Annotated in this window: 16 protein-coding genes and 1 pseudogene; 4 read left to right on the top strand and 13 right to left on the bottom strand. The window is 46.4% G+C overall.

Annotated features, from left to right (window positions below; all coding sequences use genetic code 11):
* Window positions 1–102 precede the first annotated feature (102 nt).
* Window positions 103–1,818 (top strand): ribonuclease J1, encoded by a 1,716-nt coding sequence (gene rnjA / locus B9N86_RS03105; RefSeq protein ID WP_208917723.1) that lies wholly within the window; start codon window positions 103–105, stop codon window positions 1,816–1,818.
* A gap of 95 nt (window positions 1,819–1,913) precedes the next feature.
* Here the strand turns inward: rnjA and B9N86_RS03100 are convergent, their stop codons facing one another.
* On the bottom strand, window positions 1,914–3,131 hold the full coding sequence (locus B9N86_RS03100; RefSeq protein WP_208917722.1) for an MFS transporter: 1,218 nt from the start codon (window positions 3,129–3,131) through the stop codon (window positions 1,914–1,916).
* Window positions 3,132–3,251: 120 nt separating this feature from the next.
* Window positions 3,252–4,334 (bottom strand): ATP-binding protein, encoded by a 1,083-nt coding sequence (locus B9N86_RS03095; RefSeq protein WP_208920062.1) that lies wholly within the window; start codon window positions 4,332–4,334, stop codon window positions 3,252–3,254.
* A 302-nt stretch (window positions 4,335–4,636) separates the two neighbouring features.
* On the opposite strand from B9N86_RS03095, the gene B9N86_RS03090 reads away from it, so the two are divergent.
* Together B9N86_RS03090 and B9N86_RS03085 are read left to right on the top strand one after the other, a co-directional pair.
* Entirely contained in the window at window positions 4,637–5,260 is a 624-nt protein-coding gene (locus B9N86_RS03090; protein WP_208917721.1) for a hypothetical protein, read from the top strand.
* A gap of 114 nt (window positions 5,261–5,374) precedes the next feature.
* Window positions 5,375–5,590, top strand: a pseudogene (locus B9N86_RS03085) (GNAT family N-acetyltransferase); the annotation flags it as partial.
* A 102-nt stretch (window positions 5,591–5,692) separates the two neighbouring features.
* Here B9N86_RS03085 and B9N86_RS03080 read toward each other — a convergent pair.
* The 9 genes from B9N86_RS03080 to B9N86_RS03040 form a co-directional block, all read right to left on the bottom strand.
* Window positions 5,693–6,337: a YqaA family protein gene (locus B9N86_RS03080; protein ID WP_208917720.1), complete on the bottom strand. Its 645-nt coding sequence runs from the start codon at window positions 6,335–6,337 to the stop codon at window positions 5,693–5,695.
* Between the two features lie 237 nt (window positions 6,338–6,574).
* Window positions 6,575–7,381: a pyridoxine/pyridoxal/pyridoxamine kinase gene (pdxK, locus tag B9N86_RS03075; protein ID WP_208917719.1), complete on the bottom strand. Its 807-nt coding sequence runs from the start codon at window positions 7,379–7,381 to the stop codon at window positions 6,575–6,577.
* A 102-nt stretch (window positions 7,382–7,483) separates the two neighbouring features.
* Window positions 7,484–8,236 carry a type I methionyl aminopeptidase gene (map, locus tag B9N86_RS03070; protein WP_208917718.1) on the bottom strand — a complete coding sequence of 251 codons (753 nt, stop codon included), beginning with the start codon at window positions 8,234–8,236 and terminating at the stop codon, window positions 7,484–7,486.
* Window positions 8,237–8,540: 304 nt separating this feature from the next.
* Window positions 8,541–9,323, bottom strand: coding sequence for a TerC family protein (locus B9N86_RS03065; RefSeq protein ID WP_208920061.1), 783 nt, complete (start codon window positions 9,321–9,323; stop codon window positions 8,541–8,543).
* A gap of 286 nt (window positions 9,324–9,609) precedes the next feature.
* Window positions 9,610–9,837: a helix-turn-helix domain-containing protein gene (locus B9N86_RS03060; protein WP_208920060.1), complete on the bottom strand. Its 228-nt coding sequence runs from the start codon at window positions 9,835–9,837 to the stop codon at window positions 9,610–9,612.
* A gap of 156 nt (window positions 9,838–9,993) precedes the next feature.
* Window positions 9,994–11,292, bottom strand: coding sequence for an alpha-glucosidase/alpha-galactosidase (gene melA / locus B9N86_RS03055; protein WP_208917717.1), 1,299 nt, complete (start codon window positions 11,290–11,292; stop codon window positions 9,994–9,996).
* 255 nt (window positions 11,293–11,547) lie between these two features.
* A complete protein-coding gene (locus tag B9N86_RS03050) occupies window positions 11,548–12,972 on the bottom strand; it encodes a (Fe-S)-binding protein (RefSeq protein ID WP_244562932.1) in 1,425 nt (474 codons plus the stop codon).
* Window positions 12,969–14,399: an FAD-binding oxidoreductase gene (locus tag B9N86_RS03045; protein ID WP_208917716.1), complete on the bottom strand. Its 1,431-nt coding sequence runs from the start codon at window positions 14,397–14,399 to the stop codon at window positions 12,969–12,971. The genes B9N86_RS03050 and B9N86_RS03045 overlap by 4 nt, the downstream gene beginning before the upstream one ends.
* Window positions 14,400–14,449: 50 nt before the next feature.
* Entirely contained in the window at window positions 14,450–15,640 is a 1,191-nt protein-coding gene (locus tag B9N86_RS03040) for an anhydro-N-acetylmuramic acid kinase (RefSeq protein WP_208917715.1), read from the bottom strand.
* Between the two features lie 222 nt (window positions 15,641–15,862).
* Here B9N86_RS03040 and B9N86_RS03035 point away from each other — a divergent pair, with 222 nt between their 5' ends.
* A complete protein-coding gene (locus B9N86_RS03035) occupies window positions 15,863–16,813 on the top strand; it encodes a BadF/BadG/BcrA/BcrD ATPase family protein (protein WP_208917714.1) in 951 nt (316 codons plus the stop codon).
* Window positions 16,814–16,989: 176 nt separating this feature from the next.
* On the opposite strand, the gene B9N86_RS03030 is transcribed toward B9N86_RS03035, so the two are convergent.
* Together B9N86_RS03030 and B9N86_RS03025 are read right to left on the bottom strand one after the other, a co-directional pair.
* A complete protein-coding gene (locus tag B9N86_RS03030; protein ID WP_244562931.1) occupies window positions 16,990–18,402 on the bottom strand; it encodes a serine hydrolase domain-containing protein in 1,413 nt (470 codons plus the stop codon).
* 411 nt (window positions 18,403–18,813) lie between these two features.
* A complete protein-coding gene (locus B9N86_RS03025) occupies window positions 18,814–19,779 on the bottom strand; it encodes an MraY family glycosyltransferase (protein ID WP_208917712.1) in 966 nt (321 codons plus the stop codon).
* Window positions 19,780–19,796: the final 17 nt, after the last annotated feature.

Raw genomic sequence — 19,796 nt, 5'->3', positions numbered from 1 at the left:
AATAAGCTTGTACTTTCTGATATCTTAGTTAGTGGTACTTATCATTAACACATATATTCGGGCACTGCCCTTAATTACCATAGAGAGGAATACTTCTACATTATGTCTAAACCCCTTCTAACAGAAAAGATCCAGACGGTTCCTTCCAAAAAGCCTAAGCCATCGTCGCCTCCTGTACGCATATTTTCGCTCGGAGGTCTTGGTGAAATCGGCAAGAATATGTACGGTGTTGAGTTTAAAAATGAGATTATTATTATTGATGCCGGTCTTAAATTTCCGGACGCTGAAATGAGCGGTGTAGATTATATTATTCCCGATATCCGCTACCTGATTGAGAATAAAAGCAAGATCAAAGGACTGTTTCTCACGCATGGCCATGAAGACCATATCGGGGCAATCCCTTATGTACTACGCCAGATTCAGATGCCGATATACGGCGGCCCGCTAACGATAGGTCTTGTACGTGCCAAGCTGGAAGAGCACCGGTTGCTGGATCAAAGCGACTTGCGTATTTTCCATGAAAGCGAGACCATCTCTTTCAAGCATCTTTCCGTCCATTTCTTCCGGACAACGCACAGTATTCCCGATGCTTTTGGCATCGTGGTCGAGACACCTTATGGGCCGGTCGTACATACCGGAGACTTTAAGTTCGACTTTACACCGGAGGATAAACCCGCCGATATTCACAAAATTATGAGCATCGGTCAGAGAGGTGTACTGGCTCTGCTTGCGGACAGTACAAATAGTGAGCGTGAAGGCTTCACGCCTTCTGAACGAACTGTAGGCGATTCCATACTTAAGCAGTTTCAAGAATGCCCTGGCCGGATATTATTCGCAACCTTTGCCTCCAATGTTCACCGGCTGCAGCAGGTTGTGGATGCTGCGATCCGCACGAACCGTAAAATCGCTATTGTCGGACGCAGTATGGAAAAGGTATTTGTCATCGGACAGGAGCTTGGCTACATTCGTGTTCCCGACGGTATGATAATTGACGTCAAAGCCGTTAATCGGTACCGTGATGGGCAGGTTTTGATCATCTGTACCGGCAGTCAGGGAGAGCCGAATGCTGCGCTTACCCGAATTGCCTCGGGAGCACACCGTTCCATTCAAATTCATCCTGACGATACCGTCATCTTCTCATCTTCACCGATTCCGGGCAACACGCAGAACGTAAACCGCAGCATCGATCTGCTGATGCGTGCTGGTGCAGATGTACGTTATGGCTCCATACTGGACATCCATACGTCGGGGCACGGATGCCGGGAAGATCTGAAGCTGATGCTCAGCAGCTTGCGTCCAAAGTATTTTGTACCTATTCATGGTGAATACCGGATGATGCTGAACCACCGTCAATTGGCCATACAGGTCGGCGTACCGGAGAACCATGTGTATCTTCTTAATATCGGCAACACACTGTCCCTATACCGGAACGGAGCCCGCAAAGGCCGAAATATCCCTTCCGGGGATGTGTATATCAACAATGGCGAACTTCGCACTCATGAAAAAGAACTGCTAGAGGAGCGCGTTCAGCTCGCGCATGACGGTGTTGTCATTGTTGCAATTACGATAAACCGTGAAACACGCAAGCTGCTTGCCGGACCTGAATTGATCACCCGCGGTTTTGTATACATGCAGGATTCCAAGCCGCTGCTGCGCCGTGCCGAGGCTATGCTCCGTAAGCATCTCAATAAGGCAGGTGAGCAGCGGGAATATGACCGCGCAGCCTGGGAACAGATCACCACAACGACACTAAACCGCTATTTCAAAAGAGAATTGGGACGAAGTCCGTTCATTATGCCTTCCATCATGGAGGTATAACAAAATACATCACACAAAGAGGGGTGCCTCAAGGTCTAATCCATGACCTTGAGGCACCCCTCTTGTTAGGTTATTCTCCTAAACTCCGGTTATCGCTAATCAGCTAACTCCCGCCCCTTCGTTTCCTTGCCTAACAGCATCACACCGAATGCCCCGATCAAAATCACGATAAAAAACATAATGAAGATCGATTCGATGCTTGTCCCCCTCCCCTTCAGCACGCCAACCAACAGTGGCGCGATCACACCGCCGATACGTCCAAAGGACGTTGCAAGCCCGACTCCGGTGGAGCGCACGCGCGTCGGATACAATTCTGGACTATAGGCGTACAAACCGCCCCAGGCGCCCAAATTAAAGAAGGAAAGGCAAATGCCAGCAGCCATTAGGGTGCCAACGGAATCAGCATAGCCGAACCATATAGCACTAAGAGCCGTAAAAATTAAGTAAGTAACAAGCACAAACTTTCGACCGTACTTTTCAATGAAGTAAGCGGCAGTGAAATATCCCGGTAACTGTGCGAGTGTCATAATCAACACATACTGAAAGCTTTTGACCAGGCTAAAGCCTTTGTCTAGCATAACCGTCGGCAGCCATAGAAACATTCCATAGTAAGAGAACACAACCGTAAACCAGAGAATCCATAACATAATCGTCGTTTTACGGTGCTCCTGAGACCAGACGGATTGTACACGCTGAATGAATGTCAGCTTGCGTGCGCTCTTCTGCTGAAGATACCTTGGAGGATCTTCAATCGCTCTCCGCAAGTATAGCGCGTAAAACGCAGGTAACGCTCCAATGACAAATGCCATTTTCCACCCATAATCCGGAATGATAAAGTAAGCGATCAACGCTGACAAAATCCATCCCGCAGCCCAAAAGCTTTCGAGCAGCACAACCGCTCTGCCGCGGTCTTCCACCGGCATGCTTTCAGACACAAGAGTCGAAGCTACTGGCAGTTCGCCTCCCAGCCCGAAACCTGCAATAAATCGAAAAATACAGAGCATAACAAAACCTGTGGCGAGTGCGGATAAACCGCTTGCTGCTGAAAAAATAAGCAGTGTCCACAGTAAAATATTTTTCCGGCCGTACTTATCCGCCAAAAAGCCCGCAAGTGCAGCACCAAACACCATTCCGATGGAAGTGGTGCTTGTAAGCACACCAATCTGCTGTGAGCTAAGCGACCATTCTGTAGCCAGTGCAGCCACAATAAATGAGATCATGCCGACGTCCATAGCATCAAACATCCAGCTGAGGCCGGCGCTGAACAGCAATTTACGCCGTTTGGGATCGTTCATCAAGTGAGTATGACTCATGAACAGCCCTCCTTCTTCCTGTATCTTTCTATAATTTAGGTTTAAGGATACATCTGGTCAAGAGTTTTATTAAACCTAAAGCATCATTACACGTCAGTTACGTGTTACTTGCAATTGCTGTCAGTCATTCGCCGTATGTGCGAGGGGCAGTGTAACCTTTATCGTTGTTCCCTCATTGGGCTTACTGAATACGACAACTTGGCCGCAGTGATCCTCGATCATTTTTTTACTGATCATAAAGCCAAGACCGGTTCCTTTTTCTTTTGTCGTATAAAACGGTTCACCCAGCCGGGATAAAATAGATTCCGGAATGCCGCAGCCCTCGTCTACAAAAAAAATAACAAGCTGATCCACACTGTCGCATTCGATATGAATTGTAAGTTTCCCCCCACCCGGCATGGATTCTACTGCATTCTTAATAAAATTTATGAACACCTGTTTCATTTGATTTTCATCACATTTCACATAAGCTGCTTCCGTGCCGAATCTCGTGATAATCTCCACATTGTTGAGGATGGCCTGAGTATTAAGAAGAGTGATAACCTGTTCAAGCAGAAGCCGAATATCTTTTTGCCCATATTTGATACCCTGGGGCTTAGCTAATAACAGCAGTTCCCCAAGGATCAGCTCGATACGTTCGATTTCGGAAGATATAATGTCAAAATACTCCTCTTTACTTCCTGAGCCTGAACGCATAAGCTGAACAAAGCCCTTGATAGATGTCATCGGATTTCGGATTTCATGAGCTATACCAGCTGCCAGCTGTCCTGCCATCGACAGCTTGTCAGATTGAATCATCACTTCCTCTGCGTAATGGTAGGCTCTCTTCTGCGCTGTCAGATCGATTAAATGTACCACAAATCCGAAGATTCTTCCTTCGTCATCTTTTACCGCAGACAATGTGGAAGACACCCATAGCATATGACCCAATTTATGAAGCATCCTTAGCTCAACCTGATTGGTATGCTGATCTCCCTTTAACAGCTCAGCGAGGCGGGAATGAACCAACGAAGCATCATCCGGATGGATCCAGTCATGAATAGAGCGATTCATAAGCTCATCAGCTTCGCATCCCACCAGTAAACATGCGAAAGGATTAACATTTATGATGTATCCTTCGGAATTAAGAAATGCCGTTCCGATCGGTGCCCTCTCTATAGCCTGAATCATGAGATCGCTGCATAGGCTTTTGCCATTAATCATCGTCTGAAGTTCCCCCAATCTCTCGTTGTACAATTATTGTACATACAATTCTAGATTGGGATTCCGTTCTCCTTCAACGTACTGCAGTAGCCGAGATTTTTATAAGAAAAACATCGTTAATTAGCTCTCTTCACCTTTATGTCTGCTCTTCTGAGAGCTCTTTTTAAATAAGTGGTATAATAACTGATTTGAAAGAAAATGGTTTTTTTTAACTTGAATAGCACGCTCTTTTCGTTTATTGTGAAAGGAGCAAGCATATATATGAGTACAGGTATGGACCGTTAACAAAGGAGTTTGCGAGTATGTATACGGAACAAAATATTTGGATTGTGCTTACAGGCACAGGCACCTGGTTCAGCAGGATGATCCGATGCTTTACGAATGCCCCGCTGAATCACGCTTCTATCGCGTTTGATTCCGATCTGCATGAAGTTTACAGCTTCGGTCGTAAACAAGCGAACAATCCGTTCGATGGAGGTTTGGTCCGCGAGAATCTTAGAGCACCTTTCTTCCGCACATCAGAATGCGCTGTTTACCGCTGCCGTGTCAGCTGTGAAGATTACCAGCATATGTACAACCTGGTCAAAGAAATGATGCACGATCAGGATCGCTATAAGTACAACCTGCTTGGACTGCTGGGTATACTATTTAGAATTCATATCGATCGCGATGATGCCTACTTCTGTTCCCACTTCGTAGCGACTGTCTTTGAGCAAGCCGGACTGCATCTGGTTAATAAACCTCCGCACCTCGTCACGCCAGAGGATTTCTCCAATTCACCGCAATTGAATGAAATATATCGGGGCCCTCTTGATGGTTATTTGAATAATTTGGTGAACTCATCGTTATCCTCTACTTCAACCTTCCAACCTGTGACGGACACCAAAGATAGAGGGAAAATTTTCAGATTCGGAAAGACTGGTTAGTCGGGCTTCGTAGCAACGATAATTTACCTTCTTTGAGACAGGAGATGCCAACCCAGGCTCTCTCCTGTCTTTTGTATGTTTATAAACAATGAGTCTAGTACAGGGATTTTGAAACTATCTGCCTACATTCCATTTCTTGAAGTTTTACCAGAATACAAAAATAAAGGTATAGGCAAGGAACTAGTAAATCGGATGCTAAAAGAACTTGATGACATATATATGATTGATTTATGTTGTGACGATGACTTAGTTCCTTATTATGACAAGTTCGGTATGACGAAGACTAATGGTATGATTTTGAGGAACTATAAAATGCAATCTGGAAATTAAAAAATAAATATAAGCCAAAAACGCTTGGAAATTTGTCCAAGCGTTTTTGTATGCTAAATTATCACTAATTCAGCTTAAAAATCAACTGTGATTTTATGTTAATTATGCTGATGGAGTTTGTTGATCCGGGATTTTAGATTCAAGGACAGGTTTCTCAGTCTCCGTCTCAGACTGAATAACCTCATTACGTTTGCGTTTACGTCTCCGGTTCCAGTACACGCCGAGCAACAGTAATGGAACAGCTATGATGAATATATAAAGGGACACGTTCTTCACCATGCCTTCAGCTGCATTGCCGTACAAGTAGAACAGCGTTCCTACGACATAAAATTTTGTTGCTCTGCCTATTGCAGCGTAAGCCATAAGTCGCCATAGCGGAAAATTCAGACAGCCTGAAAGAATCGTAAACACTTTGAATGGTATCGGCGTAAACGAACCGACCAGAATAGCGGCTTCGCCGTTTTTTTGAAACCGTTCAGTAGCAGCATCGATCCATTCTTTTTTTAATATTTTGTATAGTACTGATTTGCCTAGCAGTTTACCGATCAGATAACCGATAGGCGTACCGAGCAGACAACCGATAAAACCGTAAGTTGCCAGCCATAGGGCCGTTGACGGATGAAGCATACTTAAAGAAACTTGTAGAAAGAAAGCGGGAATCGGAAATATTACAGCATCAAAAAATGAATGAATAAACAATCCCCATGGACCAAACTTCATCAAAAAATCCAGTACGTCCTGAAACATATCTCAACCCCTAAACATTTTCTGATTTCTCTAGAAGACCCTTAATTTGAAGTATATCACATATTGATGTATGTAGGCGCCTAACATCTCAATTACGAATGAATCAGCAGCCCTGTCCTTCGTTATACAAGTATATATATACACAAAACTGCACATAAAAACAAAAGCCTTTCATAAAGAAAGGCTTTTTGTATCGTTATCGTAGTCCAATGATAGACCGTCAGCTTCTACCGTTGACTATAAGGTACTCCGATGTGCGGAGTGACGTGTTGGACCAACAAATTTGTTCAATTGGAAGCCGTTTGAAATGGCTTGAGTAATAAATGCCTTAGCTTGCTGAACTGAATCCCGAACGGTAAGCCCTTTGGCAAGACCGGCTGTTACCGACGCGGAGGAGGTGCAGCCCGCACCATGCGTGAATTGCGTAACGATAGCATCCGCTTCAAACCACTCAAAATTTTTGCCGTCATACAGAAGATCCATTGCTTTGCCTTCCTGAATCTTTCCTCTGTCTTTAATCAGGACGTTCTTGGCTCCCTTGCTGTGGATCACTGCTGCAGCTTCCTGCATTTGTTCCAGAGTCTTGATCGGACCGGATTTCGCGAGTTGCGAAGCTTCGAATAGGTTCGGTGTTACTAGATCCGCCCGCGGCAGCAGAAACTCAATCATCGCTTCCGTGTTCTCTGGTTGGAGTACTTCATCGGTGCCCTTGCATACCATCACGGGATCGATAACGACCCGTTTCAGGTTATAACGATCAATAAATTGTGAGACAAGCTCAATAATCTCAACGGAACCGAGCATGCCCGTCTTCATAGCGTCAATTCCGATTCCTTCAATCACCGTCTTGAGTTGTGTTTCCACAATATCCAGAGCTACTGGGAATACCTGATGATTCCACGTTTCCGGCTCCATGCACACGATAGTCGTCAGTGCCGTCATGCCGTAAACATCAAATTCCTGAAATGTTTTCAAATCTGCCTGGATGCCAGCACCACCGCTTGTATCCGAACCGGCAACCGTCAAAGCTTTTTTAATCGTCATGTTCTTTGTCCCTTCATACGTGAAATATAGGTCAAGTATAAGTCAAAACTTATACTTTTTATATTTTAAAAAATTTAACGATTATAAGCTACTGAAAAGTGATCAAGCATCCTGCTCCGTAAGAATCAACGGGCCATCCTTGGTAATGGCTAGCGTATGCTCATACTGCGCTGACCATTTTCCGTCAACCGTCCGGGCAGTCCAACCATCCGGATCGATCTTGCAGCCATAGGAACCGATATTGAGCATCGGCTCAATAGTAATGACCATTCCCTCTTTCAAGCGGGGACCGCGGTGAGGAGGTCCATAGTGAGGAACCTGAGGTTCTTCATGCATGTCCTGGCCGATGGCGTGGCCAACAAAATTCCGTACCACAGACAAGTTCTCCGATTCAGCATACGACTGGATTGCATGTGAGATATCTCCAATCCTATTCCCGATAACAGCCTGCTCAATGCCGAGGTAAAGTGCCTTTTTAGTTACGTCCAGCAGATGCTGTGCCTCTTCGGAGACGTTTCCGACAGCGTAAGACCAGGCGGAATCCGCCAGCCAGCCGTCCAGTTTAACGACCATATCAATGGTAACGATATCTCCATCCTTCAAAGGCACATCGCTTGGAAACCCATGACAAATGACGTCGTTCACTGACGCACACGTAGCGAAGGGATAACCATGATAACCCTTTTGCTCAGGATGCGCTCCATGTTGTTTAAGGAATTTTTCGACAAACTGGTCGATTTCCAATGTTGTAATACCGGGCTTAACCATTCCGGCGATTTGCCGGTGACATTCTGCAAGCAGTTGTCCGGCTTTGTTCATTTTTGCAATTTGTTCTTCCGTCTTGATGATGATCATAACTGCACCCCTATCACTTTTGTTCTCGTATAAAGCTCAAAAAAGCCTTAACGGCCAACGAGCATCGAACAGGCACTTGCCTACTCCGAATACATCGGCCAATAAGGCTGTTCACTTATAAAAAATGTATTGCCTGATACTAATATATTACTCCTCTATTGTAGTAACCACAATAAGCATACGTTTATTAAAAATATTTCCCTGTACTCTTACAGGTTATGCGTGCATCTTTACAACCACAGCTGCTGCTGCCCGCCGCCGGTCTCTGCACTCGCGGAGGAAACTTCAACAACAGCGACAAGTCTTATTCCACCTGCTTTTGCTCTGTCTTCGTAAGCTCGCTTTTGTCCTTAGACAAGAACCAGCCGAGGACAGCAATCAGGATCAGAACACCCCAGAAAATGAGCTTCCATCCTGTACTTTTCGGAAATCCCTTGTCAATCATTGCGATGTCAGGATGTGCCAGCGTATATACGGCCAGCTTTATTCCCACCCAACCGACAATCATGAATGCTGCTGTTTCCAGACCAGGTCTTCGGACGAGAAGCTTGCCAAAGTATGATGCAGCAAAACGCATAATAATAAGTCCGATGATCCCGCCAGTTAAGATAACAAGGAAATGTCCGCCATCCATTCCGCCGATTTGCGGCAAATTCGTTTCCGGCAAAGTCAGCGCGAGCGCAACGGCTGCCAAGATGGCGTCAACCGCAAAGGCGATATCCGCCAGCTCTACTTTAAGTACGGTGACCCAGAATTTCTCGTCTTTTTTTGCAGCCTCTTTCATGTGAACCTTCTTCTTCACAAAGAACTGCTTCACGATATGATTGATACTGATATACAGCAGGTAAGCTGCCCCCAATGCCTGAACGTACCAAACATCCGCCAAATACGAGATAATAAAGAGGGAAGCAAAACGAAACACAAATGCACCAGCTAATCCGTAAAATAAAGCCTTCTTTCTCCGCTCTTCCGGAAGATGTTTAACCATGATCGACATAACCAGTGCATTATCCGCTGCAAGAATTCCCTCCAAACCAATTAACACCAAAAGAACCCATCCGTACTCCAGTAACAGCCCCGTATTCAACAGCATCCTTCCCTTCTATGTGATAGTCCGCTCTTTTCAGATCAAAGGAAACAAAAAATACCCTTACCCCGAAAAGTCGGCGATAAAGGTATTTACCCGTACATGTGCAGCAGGAATAGATACCTTTACCGATTACGGCAAAGGTCTCGCAAACAACTTTCGTTGCCAACAAAGCCGGAGACATGCGTTGTCACGTAATGACGACTTTGTTGTGGAGCTACTCCCCTTTACTAATTACGAGCATTATATCATGTCGCCCAGAATCATGCCAAGAGAAGAAATTTATTTAATTTTCATGGTTTTTTACCGGAATGATTTCGTATAGTTCTTCCACACGGCAGTCAGTCGTATCTGCGATCGATAGAGCAACCTTCAGCGGCATCACCCTCTTATTATCGATATAATCGGACAATCGTTCAGGTTTGTACAGCAGTTTGCGGGAAAGGTCTACCGTCGTCATTCCAGCCTTTTTCAGCACTTCGTTCAACAGACAACGGCCAAGCTCAACTTTCATCAAATCCCTCTCTTCCTAAAATCAGTTAAACATATTATAAACGCCTGCTTCTTATCTTAGTCAGACATAACTTCCTAACATAAAAAGACGCTCCCTGTTCCCACAAACCATTGCAGGAAAAGAGCGTCTTTTTGCGGTATTCGTGTTATGTTCCGTTTATTTAAATGAAGGCAACCAACTGCCGTGCGCTTCGATCAGTTCGTCACAAAGCCCCACAATATCGTCGAGAGACAATTCGGCTGCTGTATGCGGATCAAGCATAGCAGCGTGATAGATATGTTCTTTTTTGCCGGTGATGGCCGCCTCGACGGTGAGTAGCTGAGTATTGATATTGGTACGGTTCAGTGCAGCGAGCTGCGGAGGCAGATCTCCCACGTACGTAGGCGTAACACCCGACGAGTCTACGAGACAGGGCACTTCTACACAGGCTTCCTTCGGCAGGTTTGTAATCAACCCAGTGTTCATGACATTGCCGCCGATTTTGAACGGAACGTTCGTCTCCATCGCCTCCATAATGTAGGAAGCATATTCCTTGGAACGCGAATGCTCGATACTCTGGCTTTCAAACAGTTTCCCGCGCATTTCCTTCCAACCGTTAATCTGGTTAATACAGCGGCGTGGATACTCATCCAGTGGAATATTGTACTTCTCGATCAACTCCGGATAGCTACGCTTAATAAAGTACGGATGATATTCTGCGTTATGTTCGGATGATTCAGTCACATAGTAACCGAAGCGAAACATCAGCTCATAACGGACCATATCCCAATGCTGTTCTTTCTGTTTCTCAGCTGCACGGCGTTTAATTTCCGGATACAGGTCGATTCCATCCTTTTTGACTTCCAGCAGCCATGCCATATGGTTAATCCCGGCAATTTTGGACTCTACACCGGTCTGATCCATGCCGAGCGATTGGAACAATCCGTCCACACAGACCTGAACGCTATGGCATAATCCAACCGTCTTAACGCCTCCTGCTGTATTCATCACATTCGTTAGAACCGCCATCGGATTCGTATAGTTAAGGAACCATGCATCCGGGCATACCTCCTGAATATCTCTTGCAAAATCAAGCATCACCGGAATCGTACGCAGGTTACGGAATATCCCGCCTATGCCAACCGTATCTGCAATGGTCTGACGCAGACCGTATTTCTTCGGAATTTCAAAATCCGTAATCGTACAAGGATCATAACCGCCTACCTGAATTGCATTAATTACATATTTGGCACCTCTCAGCGCTTCCCTGCGGTCCGAATATGCCTTAATGACACAGGTGCTGCCAAGTGTACTCCTCATACTGTTAAGCAGCCGTTCTGAATCCTGAAGCCGCTCCGGATCAATATCGAACAATGCAAGCTCGAAGCCTTGCAATGCGGGTGTTGCCATCACGTCACCTAGCACATTTTTGACAAATACGGTGCTGCCCGCACCAATAAACGTTATTTTAGACATGAAATGATTCCTCCTAAGGTTCTGGCCTCACGCTTGATCTAACTATAACCGCCCTTCAGCCTAAAAAACATGGAGAAACCCAAGCAATACATGTCATAATCCCATTTCCGTATCCGCTTTCAGATGAGTTTTCGGATATTTTACATAGTACAATTTCATAAGTCCACCATCAGCACGCCCCACTCATAATAAAGAAAACCCCCAGCACATAGATGCAGAGGGCAATCGAATCGATAGTATCATTGCACTTTCATTTTAATCATCTTGGTCCTTATCGTAAAGACGGACACGTTCAGTCAAGAAGTCCACGAGGTGAACAGCTTCGACATGGTCCTGAACTCCAGCCCGTTCAATCCCCCACTTCATTTGAAGCAGACAGCCCGGATTAGACGTAATCACTACCTCCGCACGGGTGTCTTTTACATGATCCATCTTATGGTCTAGCAGATCCATCGACATTTGAGGCTGTGTCATATTGTAGATACCCGCCGAGCCGCAACAGACCTCAGATCCCTGAAGCTCGCACAGACTCACACCCTGCATCTGGTGAATCAGTTCTCTCGGCTGTCCCTGAACACGCATAACATTCCGCAGATGACAGGAATCCTGATATGTCACTTTCACCGGTGCCGTCTCATCCGATTTATCCTCTAACGGGATAAGTGGGCGACCAATATCCTGTAGCAGCTCGGAAATATCCTTCAGCTGTCCGGCGAACTGACGTGCATCGGCTTGCTGCCCGGCATCGGCTGCATCCTTCATCAAGTGGTCGTATTCCTTCAGCAGCGCTCCACAGCCGCCGGCATTACTTACGATATAGTCGACCCCTGCCTCCTTAAATGCGATCAGGTTTTGCCCGGCCAAATCACGCGCATCCTCCATCTCACTAGCATGTGCGTGCAATGCCCCGCAGCATACCTGACTGTCCGGGATCGCTACCTCAAAGCCAGCCTGACGCAGCAATCGAACCGTATTCACATTCGTTTCGGCAAACATCACATCCATAATACAGCCGCGGAACATGCCGACCCTTGATACCTTCTCACCCACTGCAGGAATGATCAGTAAATCCGATCCAGACGAGGTCTTCTCTGTACGTAGCGGGAACCCTGCCTTTTTCCAAAGATCCGTCAGGCCGTCTCCGGTTACCGTAGGAACCACCTTCTCCAGCTGACGGAGATGCTCAGGAAACATCTTCATTGCGCCAGAACTACGGGCGAATTTCTGCAGGCCTGACTTTTGATAAAATTTAAGACTCTTGCCCATAAACTTCAGCCGGCCTTTATGCGGAAAAATCCCCTGTAAAAAAGTCTTTCGGACAAGCTTCACAGGTACGGAAAATTTCTTCTCCTTCACAATAGCTTCCCGCGTCTGTTCAATAAGCTGCCCGTATTTCACATCGGACGGACATGCAGGCTCACAGGCACGACAGCCGAGACACAGATCCATCTGGCTCTGGAAGCTTTCATCAGGTTCCATAATCCCGTCCACGACCGCTTTCATGAGTGCAATCCGGCCCCGCGGCGATGCCGCCTCGAGTCCAGTCTCGAGAAAAGTCGGGCAGGCCATCTGGCAAAAGCCACAACGCATGCAGTTGGTCAGCTGCTCTTCATCCAGCGTCAGCTTCATGCGCTGGGCGAGCGCACCATGTGATTGTTCCATTCCAGTCATTCCCTTCATACTCCAGTTAACTTAGGCTGCTCCTGCATCACAATCCGTTTTCTCGTCTCCGCAAACATTTTGCCGGGGTTCATAATACCAGCCGGATCAATGGCATCCTTAATCCGTTTCATCATATCCAATCCGGCAGCGCCAACCTTCCACTCCAAGTACGGAGCTTTTACAATACCTACACCGTGTTCTCCCGTAATCGTACCGCCCAGCTCAATCGCTGCTTCAAATATCTCAGCAAATGCTTGCTCTACTCTGTGAATTTCCTCGGGATTTCTCGCATCCGTCATAGCCGTCGGGTGAAGGTTTCCGTCCCCTGCATGGCCGAACGTACAAATCTGCACATCATATTTCTGAGCTATACGCTGAACTGCGAGCACCATATCGGCAATCTTGGAGCGCGGAACGGTCGCATCCTCTAGGATCGTTGTCGGACGCAGACGGGACAAGGCGGCGAGCGCGCTGCGCCGGGCTTCCATAACTTTGGCCCCTTCTTCCGGCGAAGCCGCAATCTTCATCTGGGTAGCCCCTGATTCCAGGCAAATTTCTTCGATTCGTTTCAAATCACGTTCTACGTCCTCTTCACTACCGTCCTGCTCAATCGCCAGCATCGCCTTTGCGTGCACTGGAAGACCAATCTTCGCAAAATCCTCCACGACCTGAAGCGTCGGCTGATCCATAAATTCCAATGTGCACGGAAAAATATGATTGGCAATAATGTTCGATACTGTACGTGCCGCCGCATAAATGTCATCGTACATGGCGACCATTGCACGCCGGTACGGCGGCTTCGGAATCAGCTTTACCGTTGCTTCCGTCAAAATAGCTAGCGTACCTCCCGACCCGACCAGCAGACGGGTCAAATCGTATCCAGCCGCGTCTTTCACCAGCTTGCCACCCGTGCGCATAATACTTCCATCCGGCAGGACTGCTTCGAGTCCCAGTACATAATCCTTGGTTGTACCGTATTTAAGTCCCCGCAGTCCGCCGGCTCCAAGCGCAATGTTTCCACCCATCGTACAAATGATCATGCTGCTTGGATCCGGCGGATAAAATAGTCCAGCACGCTCCACTGTTTGATGAAATTGCTTCGTATTCAGCCCTGTCTGAAAGGTTGCGGTCAGGTTATCCGCATCAATCTCAAGCAGCTTGTTCATTCGGGTCATCACAATAATGAGCCCGCCCTGAAGCGGTACGGTTCCCCCGCACAGATTGCTTCCGGCCCCTCGTCCGACAATCGGAATTCCGTTCGCAGCACATATTTTCACTATATCGGAAACCTCTTGGGTGCTCCCTGGAAAAACAACTCCATCCGGCATAGACTGATAAAGCGGTGTAGCATCGTAGCTGTAAGAAACAAGGCTTTCCGCGTCGTCTTTCAGCCATTTCTCTCCCACGACCGCAGCCAATTGTTCCCGTATATGTGGCTTAAGCACAGTTCTTCATCCTCTCTTTCGTGGTACTTTCCTGATCCCTTCGGAATCCTCTATGGCAATGCCAATTTCCCCATGACTGTAGGACGTCCCGCACCTGTTGCCGCAGGCAAATTATTCGGAATGCCATGCATGAAATCATTACCCAGCAGTGCAAAAATGACGGCTTCTTTCGCATCATCATGAAAGCCAAGCTGTGCCGAGGTCAACACCTTCTGCTCCGGTATCAGTTCGGAAAGCATCCGTAGCAGCTCTGCATTATGAGCCCCGCCGCCACTAACGATCACTTCATGAATTTTACAAACCGGAAACACATATTTTTGATAACTGTCTGCTATCGAATGAGCGGTAAATGCTGTCGCTGTTGCAATGATGTCCTCATCCGAAAGATTCCGCTCTTTGGCCTTATCCAAGAACCAAGAAGCATAGCCCTTACCGAACAACTCCCTGCCTGTGGACTTGGGAGGCGTCATATGAAAATAAGGGTGTGACATCATTTCCGCAAGAAGACCATCGTCGGCTCTCCCCTGTGCTGCCCACCGTCCTTCTTCATCGTAAGACAGACGGCCCCCAGACAAGACATAAACGACTTCATCCATAACCATATTGCCCGGTCCCGTGTCGAACGCGAGCACTTCTGTGGGACCTGCACCACCCGGGATGGCCGAGCAATTCCCGATTCCGCCGATATTTTGAAGCAGACGCCCTTTGCGCTCATCCCGAAACAGAATAAAATCACCGTATGGAACAAGAGGTGCGCCTTGTCCACCGACGGCCATGTCCGCAGGCCTGAAATCGCCCACGACCATTGTTCCGGTGTGCTTGGCTATAACCGATATATCACCGATTTGCAGTGTAGAAGGAACAGAATAGTGATCTCCACTCTCTCCCACTGGAATATGCCACACCGTTTGACCGTGCGAGCTAATCAAATGAACGTCATCGATTTGAAGCATGGCTTCCGAGACGGCTTGAAGAACTGCTTCACCGAACAGACTTCCCAAATAGGCATTCATGCTGCATATCGAAGCGCTGCTGGAATGCTCCACACTGCACAATGCCTTCAGTTTCTCTCTGGTTGAAGCATCATACGGTGTACTTGCGTAATGAATAAGCTCCACCTGTGACTGCAATCCGCTTCCGGTAATCCGGACAACGGCCGCATCTATGCCATCCAGTGAAGTTCCCGACATAAGTCCGACTACGATTACCGGAAGATCCTTTTCCCAACCGGATACGATCATGGCTTGCCCCTCCTTCAACTTTCAAATGACGTAAAAATAACGGCCAACGTTATATCAAAAATCAAAATTCGACAAATAAATGATATCGCTTTCAAAAAGTTAGATTGTGTTTATTATAAAATGTATGAAATAATATTTCAATTGATTATTAGTTTTTTAAAATTTTATTTTACAACACTATGATTTTCTCCTATACTGAAATGGAAAGCGAAGTGATTAGCGATGGATATTTTTTTAGGTGTTGACGGAGGCGGTACTAAAACGGAAGCGGCCGCCATAGACAGCCATGGTAAAGTATTATCTCGATACTCGGGAAGCTCCACCAATCCGTATGTCGTCACTTTTGATGGTGCCATGCAGGAGCTTTCGAATGTTCTTAACCGTGTGGTAGAGCCTTTATCCTTATCCTTGTCTGATGTAGCAATCAAAGGTATATGTTTGGGTATGTCGGGTGTAAGTACGTCGGAAGAAAAGGATAACGTCATTTCCTTTCTCCGATCTTATCAGCAGCAGCATGACCACTCATTTCCCATATCGATCACAACCGAGGCAGAAATATCATTAATGGCTTCACTGGAACGGGAGTATGGCATTTTGGTCATTTCAGGAACCGGATCCAATACATATGGAATTACCCAAAAAGGTAAGCGCTACCGCGTCGGTGGCTGGGGCCATATTCTCGGCGACGAAGGCAGCGGCTACCAGATCGGTCTTCTTACCCTGAAGACGGTAATCAAGAGTCTTGAAGGTATGCTGCCGGCTACGTTAATGTCCCAGCGTATTACGGATGCTTATAACTTCGGACATATTTCAGAACTGAAATCCTATGTCTATCAGTCTTCTATTGGAAGAAATGACATTGCTGCTTTTGCCCGCTATTGCGTGGAGGCTGCGAAGGACGGCGATGATCTGGCCCAAGGCATTTTGAGGGATCAAGCGGTAGAACTTGCGGAAACCACGACGGCCCTGATCGGGCGGGACTCGGAGCTTACAGAGACCGAGGTCGTCTGTACTGGCTCTATATTCAACCATTCCGCTATTTTCCGTGATGCCTTTCGTGAAACTCTGTTAAGCCGCTTCCCCGGCTTGTCTTTCATGGAAGGAAAAAATGATCTTACACCGGCAGATGGTGCAGCTTTATTATCCAGAAAGCTATACTCAGAAAAAGTTTGAGGAACTGTGGACTTTCGTCCTCCACTGCTCAGACATGTAAGTCACAATCTCCGTAATCAAAAACAGGCCGCAGGACTAGCCGATGAAGGCTGCCACTGCGGTCTTTTGTTTATTTATATGCTCCCGAATAATGACGATTTTCCCTGTTATGTCACTCGTCGCAAGCCTCTCTTTCTCTATGTTACACGGCTGCGAATAAGTAGAATTGTCTTGGTCCCACCGATAATCAGTAAAAGTATGGAAAGAGTGAAGAGCAGGTGTCCCAATCCAGGCAGGAACAACTCAATGACCGGCCAAGGGGCTATTGTACTCATATAGATTAATACGGCGATAGGAAGCGTGAAATAAAATACAAGCATCAATAAGACTTGAATGAAAACGCGAGAACCTGTAATCCGTACTTTGTCTCTCCGTTTAAATAAACGGTAGATTGAGTAAATGACAAATACCAACGCCACTAAGGCGATAAGATCAGCCACCAGATACGTATTCATTGCACTGGGAACATCATCCTGTGTAAGTTCTTCACCATGAACTATACCTCTAACTCCGGCAATCAGACTTTCATAGGAGACGAGGTAATCCATTGCATTAACAAGAAGGACGTACCCATACTCCCCATCCATAGCCATAAAAGAATATGTGTTTTCCGTGGCACCGTCATGAAATATCACATTGTCGTTAACGCTCCAACCCATGGCGTAAGATGGGCCGTCCACAGCAGATGAAGAAGGCTGATGCATCTGCTTCATACTCTCTTCAGACAAAATCGATTTGTCTTTAAAATATCCGCGGTTCATCTGAGAAATTAAAAAATTGGACATGTCCTCTGTACTTGAAATCAAATAGCCCGAAGCAATAGTCCCCTTATGGTTCAGCTGTTTGGTCGGTGTCATATATCCAAATACAGGCTGATAACCTGTCGCCAGACCACCCTTAGCTGCATCATTGGGTGAGGTGTAGCTATGCTTCATATCCAATGGATCAAAAATGTTCGTCCGTACATACTGTTCGTAAGATTGCCCGGATATAGCTTGAACAATTCCACTGAGAATATCATAGTTTAAATTGGAATATTGATATTCAGATCCTACAGGCTTGGTAAGCTGTGTCTTATGTAAACTTCTTATATGTTCCTCTATAGACTTATTACCTTTTGTCAAACTGACCCGACCATCACGAGTAAAGATACCGCTTGTTTGATGAAGCAAATGCTTGACAGTTATTTTGCTTGAAGCTTCTTTATCAGCCAATTGAAACCAGGGCAAATAATGCTGTACCGGTGTCTCTAGGTGTATCTTTCCTTCCTCCACCAGTTGCATGATAGCAGTCGCCGTAATTGATTTGCTTGTGGAGCCCAGCACAAAAGGAGTTTGGGACGTGACGGGCGATTTATCAGGACCAGAGATCCCGTAACCTTTTAGATAGACGGCCTGATCGCCTTTGACAATTCCCAGGGAAGCACCCGGAATGTTGAGTCGTTCCATCGCAGACTCCATGAATTGATCAATTTTTGCGGTATCCATATGATTTTGATTCGATTCAGCATCAACTGACGGTGTGAAGACAACCGAATTCAATAACAACATAAAAACAATTGCGAGTATAGATGTACTCCGATATTGAATTATCTTGTAATTTTTTTTAGATGGGTCCATGTTTGTATTCTTCTCCTCGAGTACAATTAAACTAAAAGCAGATCACGGATACTGATATACCTGAAACCGCATGTGGTCAACCGTCGTCATGCAATGCCACACCGCACGTTGACGAGGCCTCCGCCAAACTCTAACCTCCCCTGTTGTCTGATCAACTTTTGTGATTTAAATATAAGGTAAATTTTGTATGCGATCCATCGATTCACCTTTCAAAATCGCACCGGTTACTAACAACTTTGTCACTTCGATCTAACAATTTCGAGATAAACGCAAAAAAAGCTTTGCCGCTTCCATTGGAAGGACAAAGCTTTTATTCCATCTTAGTAAATACGATATAACCAACTACACTCCAGCTCCGTTAATGGCAAGGATAATCGCCGTCAGACCAAAACACAGATTCAGTAAACACAGAAAGATGAGTGTCTGCTTCTGGTTCAATCCTGTCGCAAGCAGCCGGTAATGTGCCTGAGACGCGTCCGCTTGGTAGATCGGTTTAGACTCACGCAGTCTACGGATGACCACAATAATGTTGTCGAATATGGGTACACCCAGAGCGAAGATCGGAACGAACAGTGAGGCAAGCGTAGCACCCTTAAAAGCTCCGTCCAAAGCGATAATGCCGAGAATAAAGCCAAGGAACGTCGCCCCCGCATCACCCATAAACACTCTGGCCGGTGGTTTGTTATATCGCAAATACGCTAGAGCCGCACCCACCAGTATGACGGCAAGCAGTGCCGAATCCCCTCTTCCCATCGTCAAGGCGACCACGAACAAGGTTCCTCCCGAGATAGCCGAGAGCCCGCCAGCCAAACCGTCGATGCCATCCGAAAAATTGATGACGGTGGTAACGCCGAAAATCCACAGAATTGTAAGCACAAGCTGCAGCCATTCCGGCAAATTGATGTACTGGCCGTTGAACGGATTGTTAAATCCCTCAAATGCAATACCGGAACTGTACACGATAATTGCTGCGCACACCTGAACAATCAACTTCGGCAGTGAAGCCAGCTCCTTGCCATTGGTTTTATACCAATCATCCACAAGGCCGATCCCTAATATTAGTATACTACCGAGAAAAATCCCGACGGCTTCTTTCGTAATTGAGCCTATGAACACAAAATATGTAATAAAAAATCCAAGGAAAATCGCTATACCTGCGGTAAGCGGAATAGGTTCACGGTGAATTTTACGTTCACTGTCGGGCCTTGGCTTATCAACAAAGTCGATTTTGACGGCAAGCTTGCGAAACGGCGGAATCAGTAGAAGCACTAGCAGTATAGAAACGACAAACGCTGATACATAGAGCATGACTTCCTCCTATGAAT

Origin of the sequence: Paenibacillus uliginis N3/975, assembly GCF_900177425.1 — a bacterium.
Lineage (GTDB): Bacteria > Bacillota > Bacilli > Paenibacillales > Paenibacillaceae > Paenibacillus_AQ > Paenibacillus_AQ uliginis.
The sequence above is the reverse complement of the archived record's forward strand: the minus strand, read 5'-3'. Positions and strand labels throughout refer to the sequence as shown.

Coding starts and splice junctions, on each gene's coding strand:
- rnjA (WP_208917723.1), top strand. CDS start 103: ATGTCTAAACCCCTTCTAACAGAAAAGATCCAGACGGTTCCTTCCAAA.
- map (WP_208917718.1), bottom strand. CDS start 8,236: ATGATCATCATCAAGACGGAAGAACAAATTGCAAAAATGAACAAAGCC.
- B9N86_RS03090 (WP_208917721.1), top strand. CDS start 4,637: ATGTATACGGAACAAAATATTTGGATTGTGCTTACAGGCACAGGCACC.
- melA (WP_208917717.1), bottom strand. CDS start 11,292: ATGTCTAAAATAACGTTTATTGGTGCGGGCAGCACCGTATTTGTCAAA.
- pdxK (WP_208917719.1), bottom strand. CDS start 7,381: ATGACGATTAAAAAAGCTTTGACGGTTGCCGGTTCGGATACAAGCGGT.
- B9N86_RS03040 (WP_208917715.1), bottom strand. CDS start 15,640: ATGATCGTATCCGGTTGGGAAAAGGATCTTCCGGTAATCGTAGTCGGA.
- B9N86_RS03025 (WP_208917712.1), bottom strand. CDS start 19,779: ATGCTCTATGTATCAGCGTTTGTCGTTTCTATACTGCTAGTGCTTCTA.
- B9N86_RS03050 (WP_244562932.1), bottom strand. CDS start 12,972: ATGAAGGGAATGACTGGAATGGAACAATCACATGGTGCGCTCGCCCAG.
- B9N86_RS03095 (WP_208920062.1), bottom strand. CDS start 4,334: ATGATTAATGGCAAAAGCCTATGCAGCGATCTCATGATTCAGGCTATA.
- B9N86_RS03060 (WP_208920060.1), bottom strand. CDS start 9,837: ATGAAAGTTGAGCTTGGCCGTTGTCTGTTGAACGAAGTGCTGAAAAAG.
- B9N86_RS03080 (WP_208917720.1), bottom strand. CDS start 6,337: ATGTTTCAGGACGTACTGGATTTTTTGATGAAGTTTGGTCCATGGGGA.
- B9N86_RS03100 (WP_208917722.1), bottom strand. CDS start 3,131: ATGAGTCATACTCACTTGATGAACGATCCCAAACGGCGTAAATTGCTG.
- B9N86_RS03030 (WP_244562931.1), bottom strand. CDS start 18,402: ATGTTGTTATTGAATTCGGTTGTCTTCACACCGTCAGTTGATGCTGAA.
- B9N86_RS03035 (WP_208917714.1), top strand. CDS start 15,863: ATGGATATTTTTTTAGGTGTTGACGGAGGCGGTACTAAAACGGAAGCG.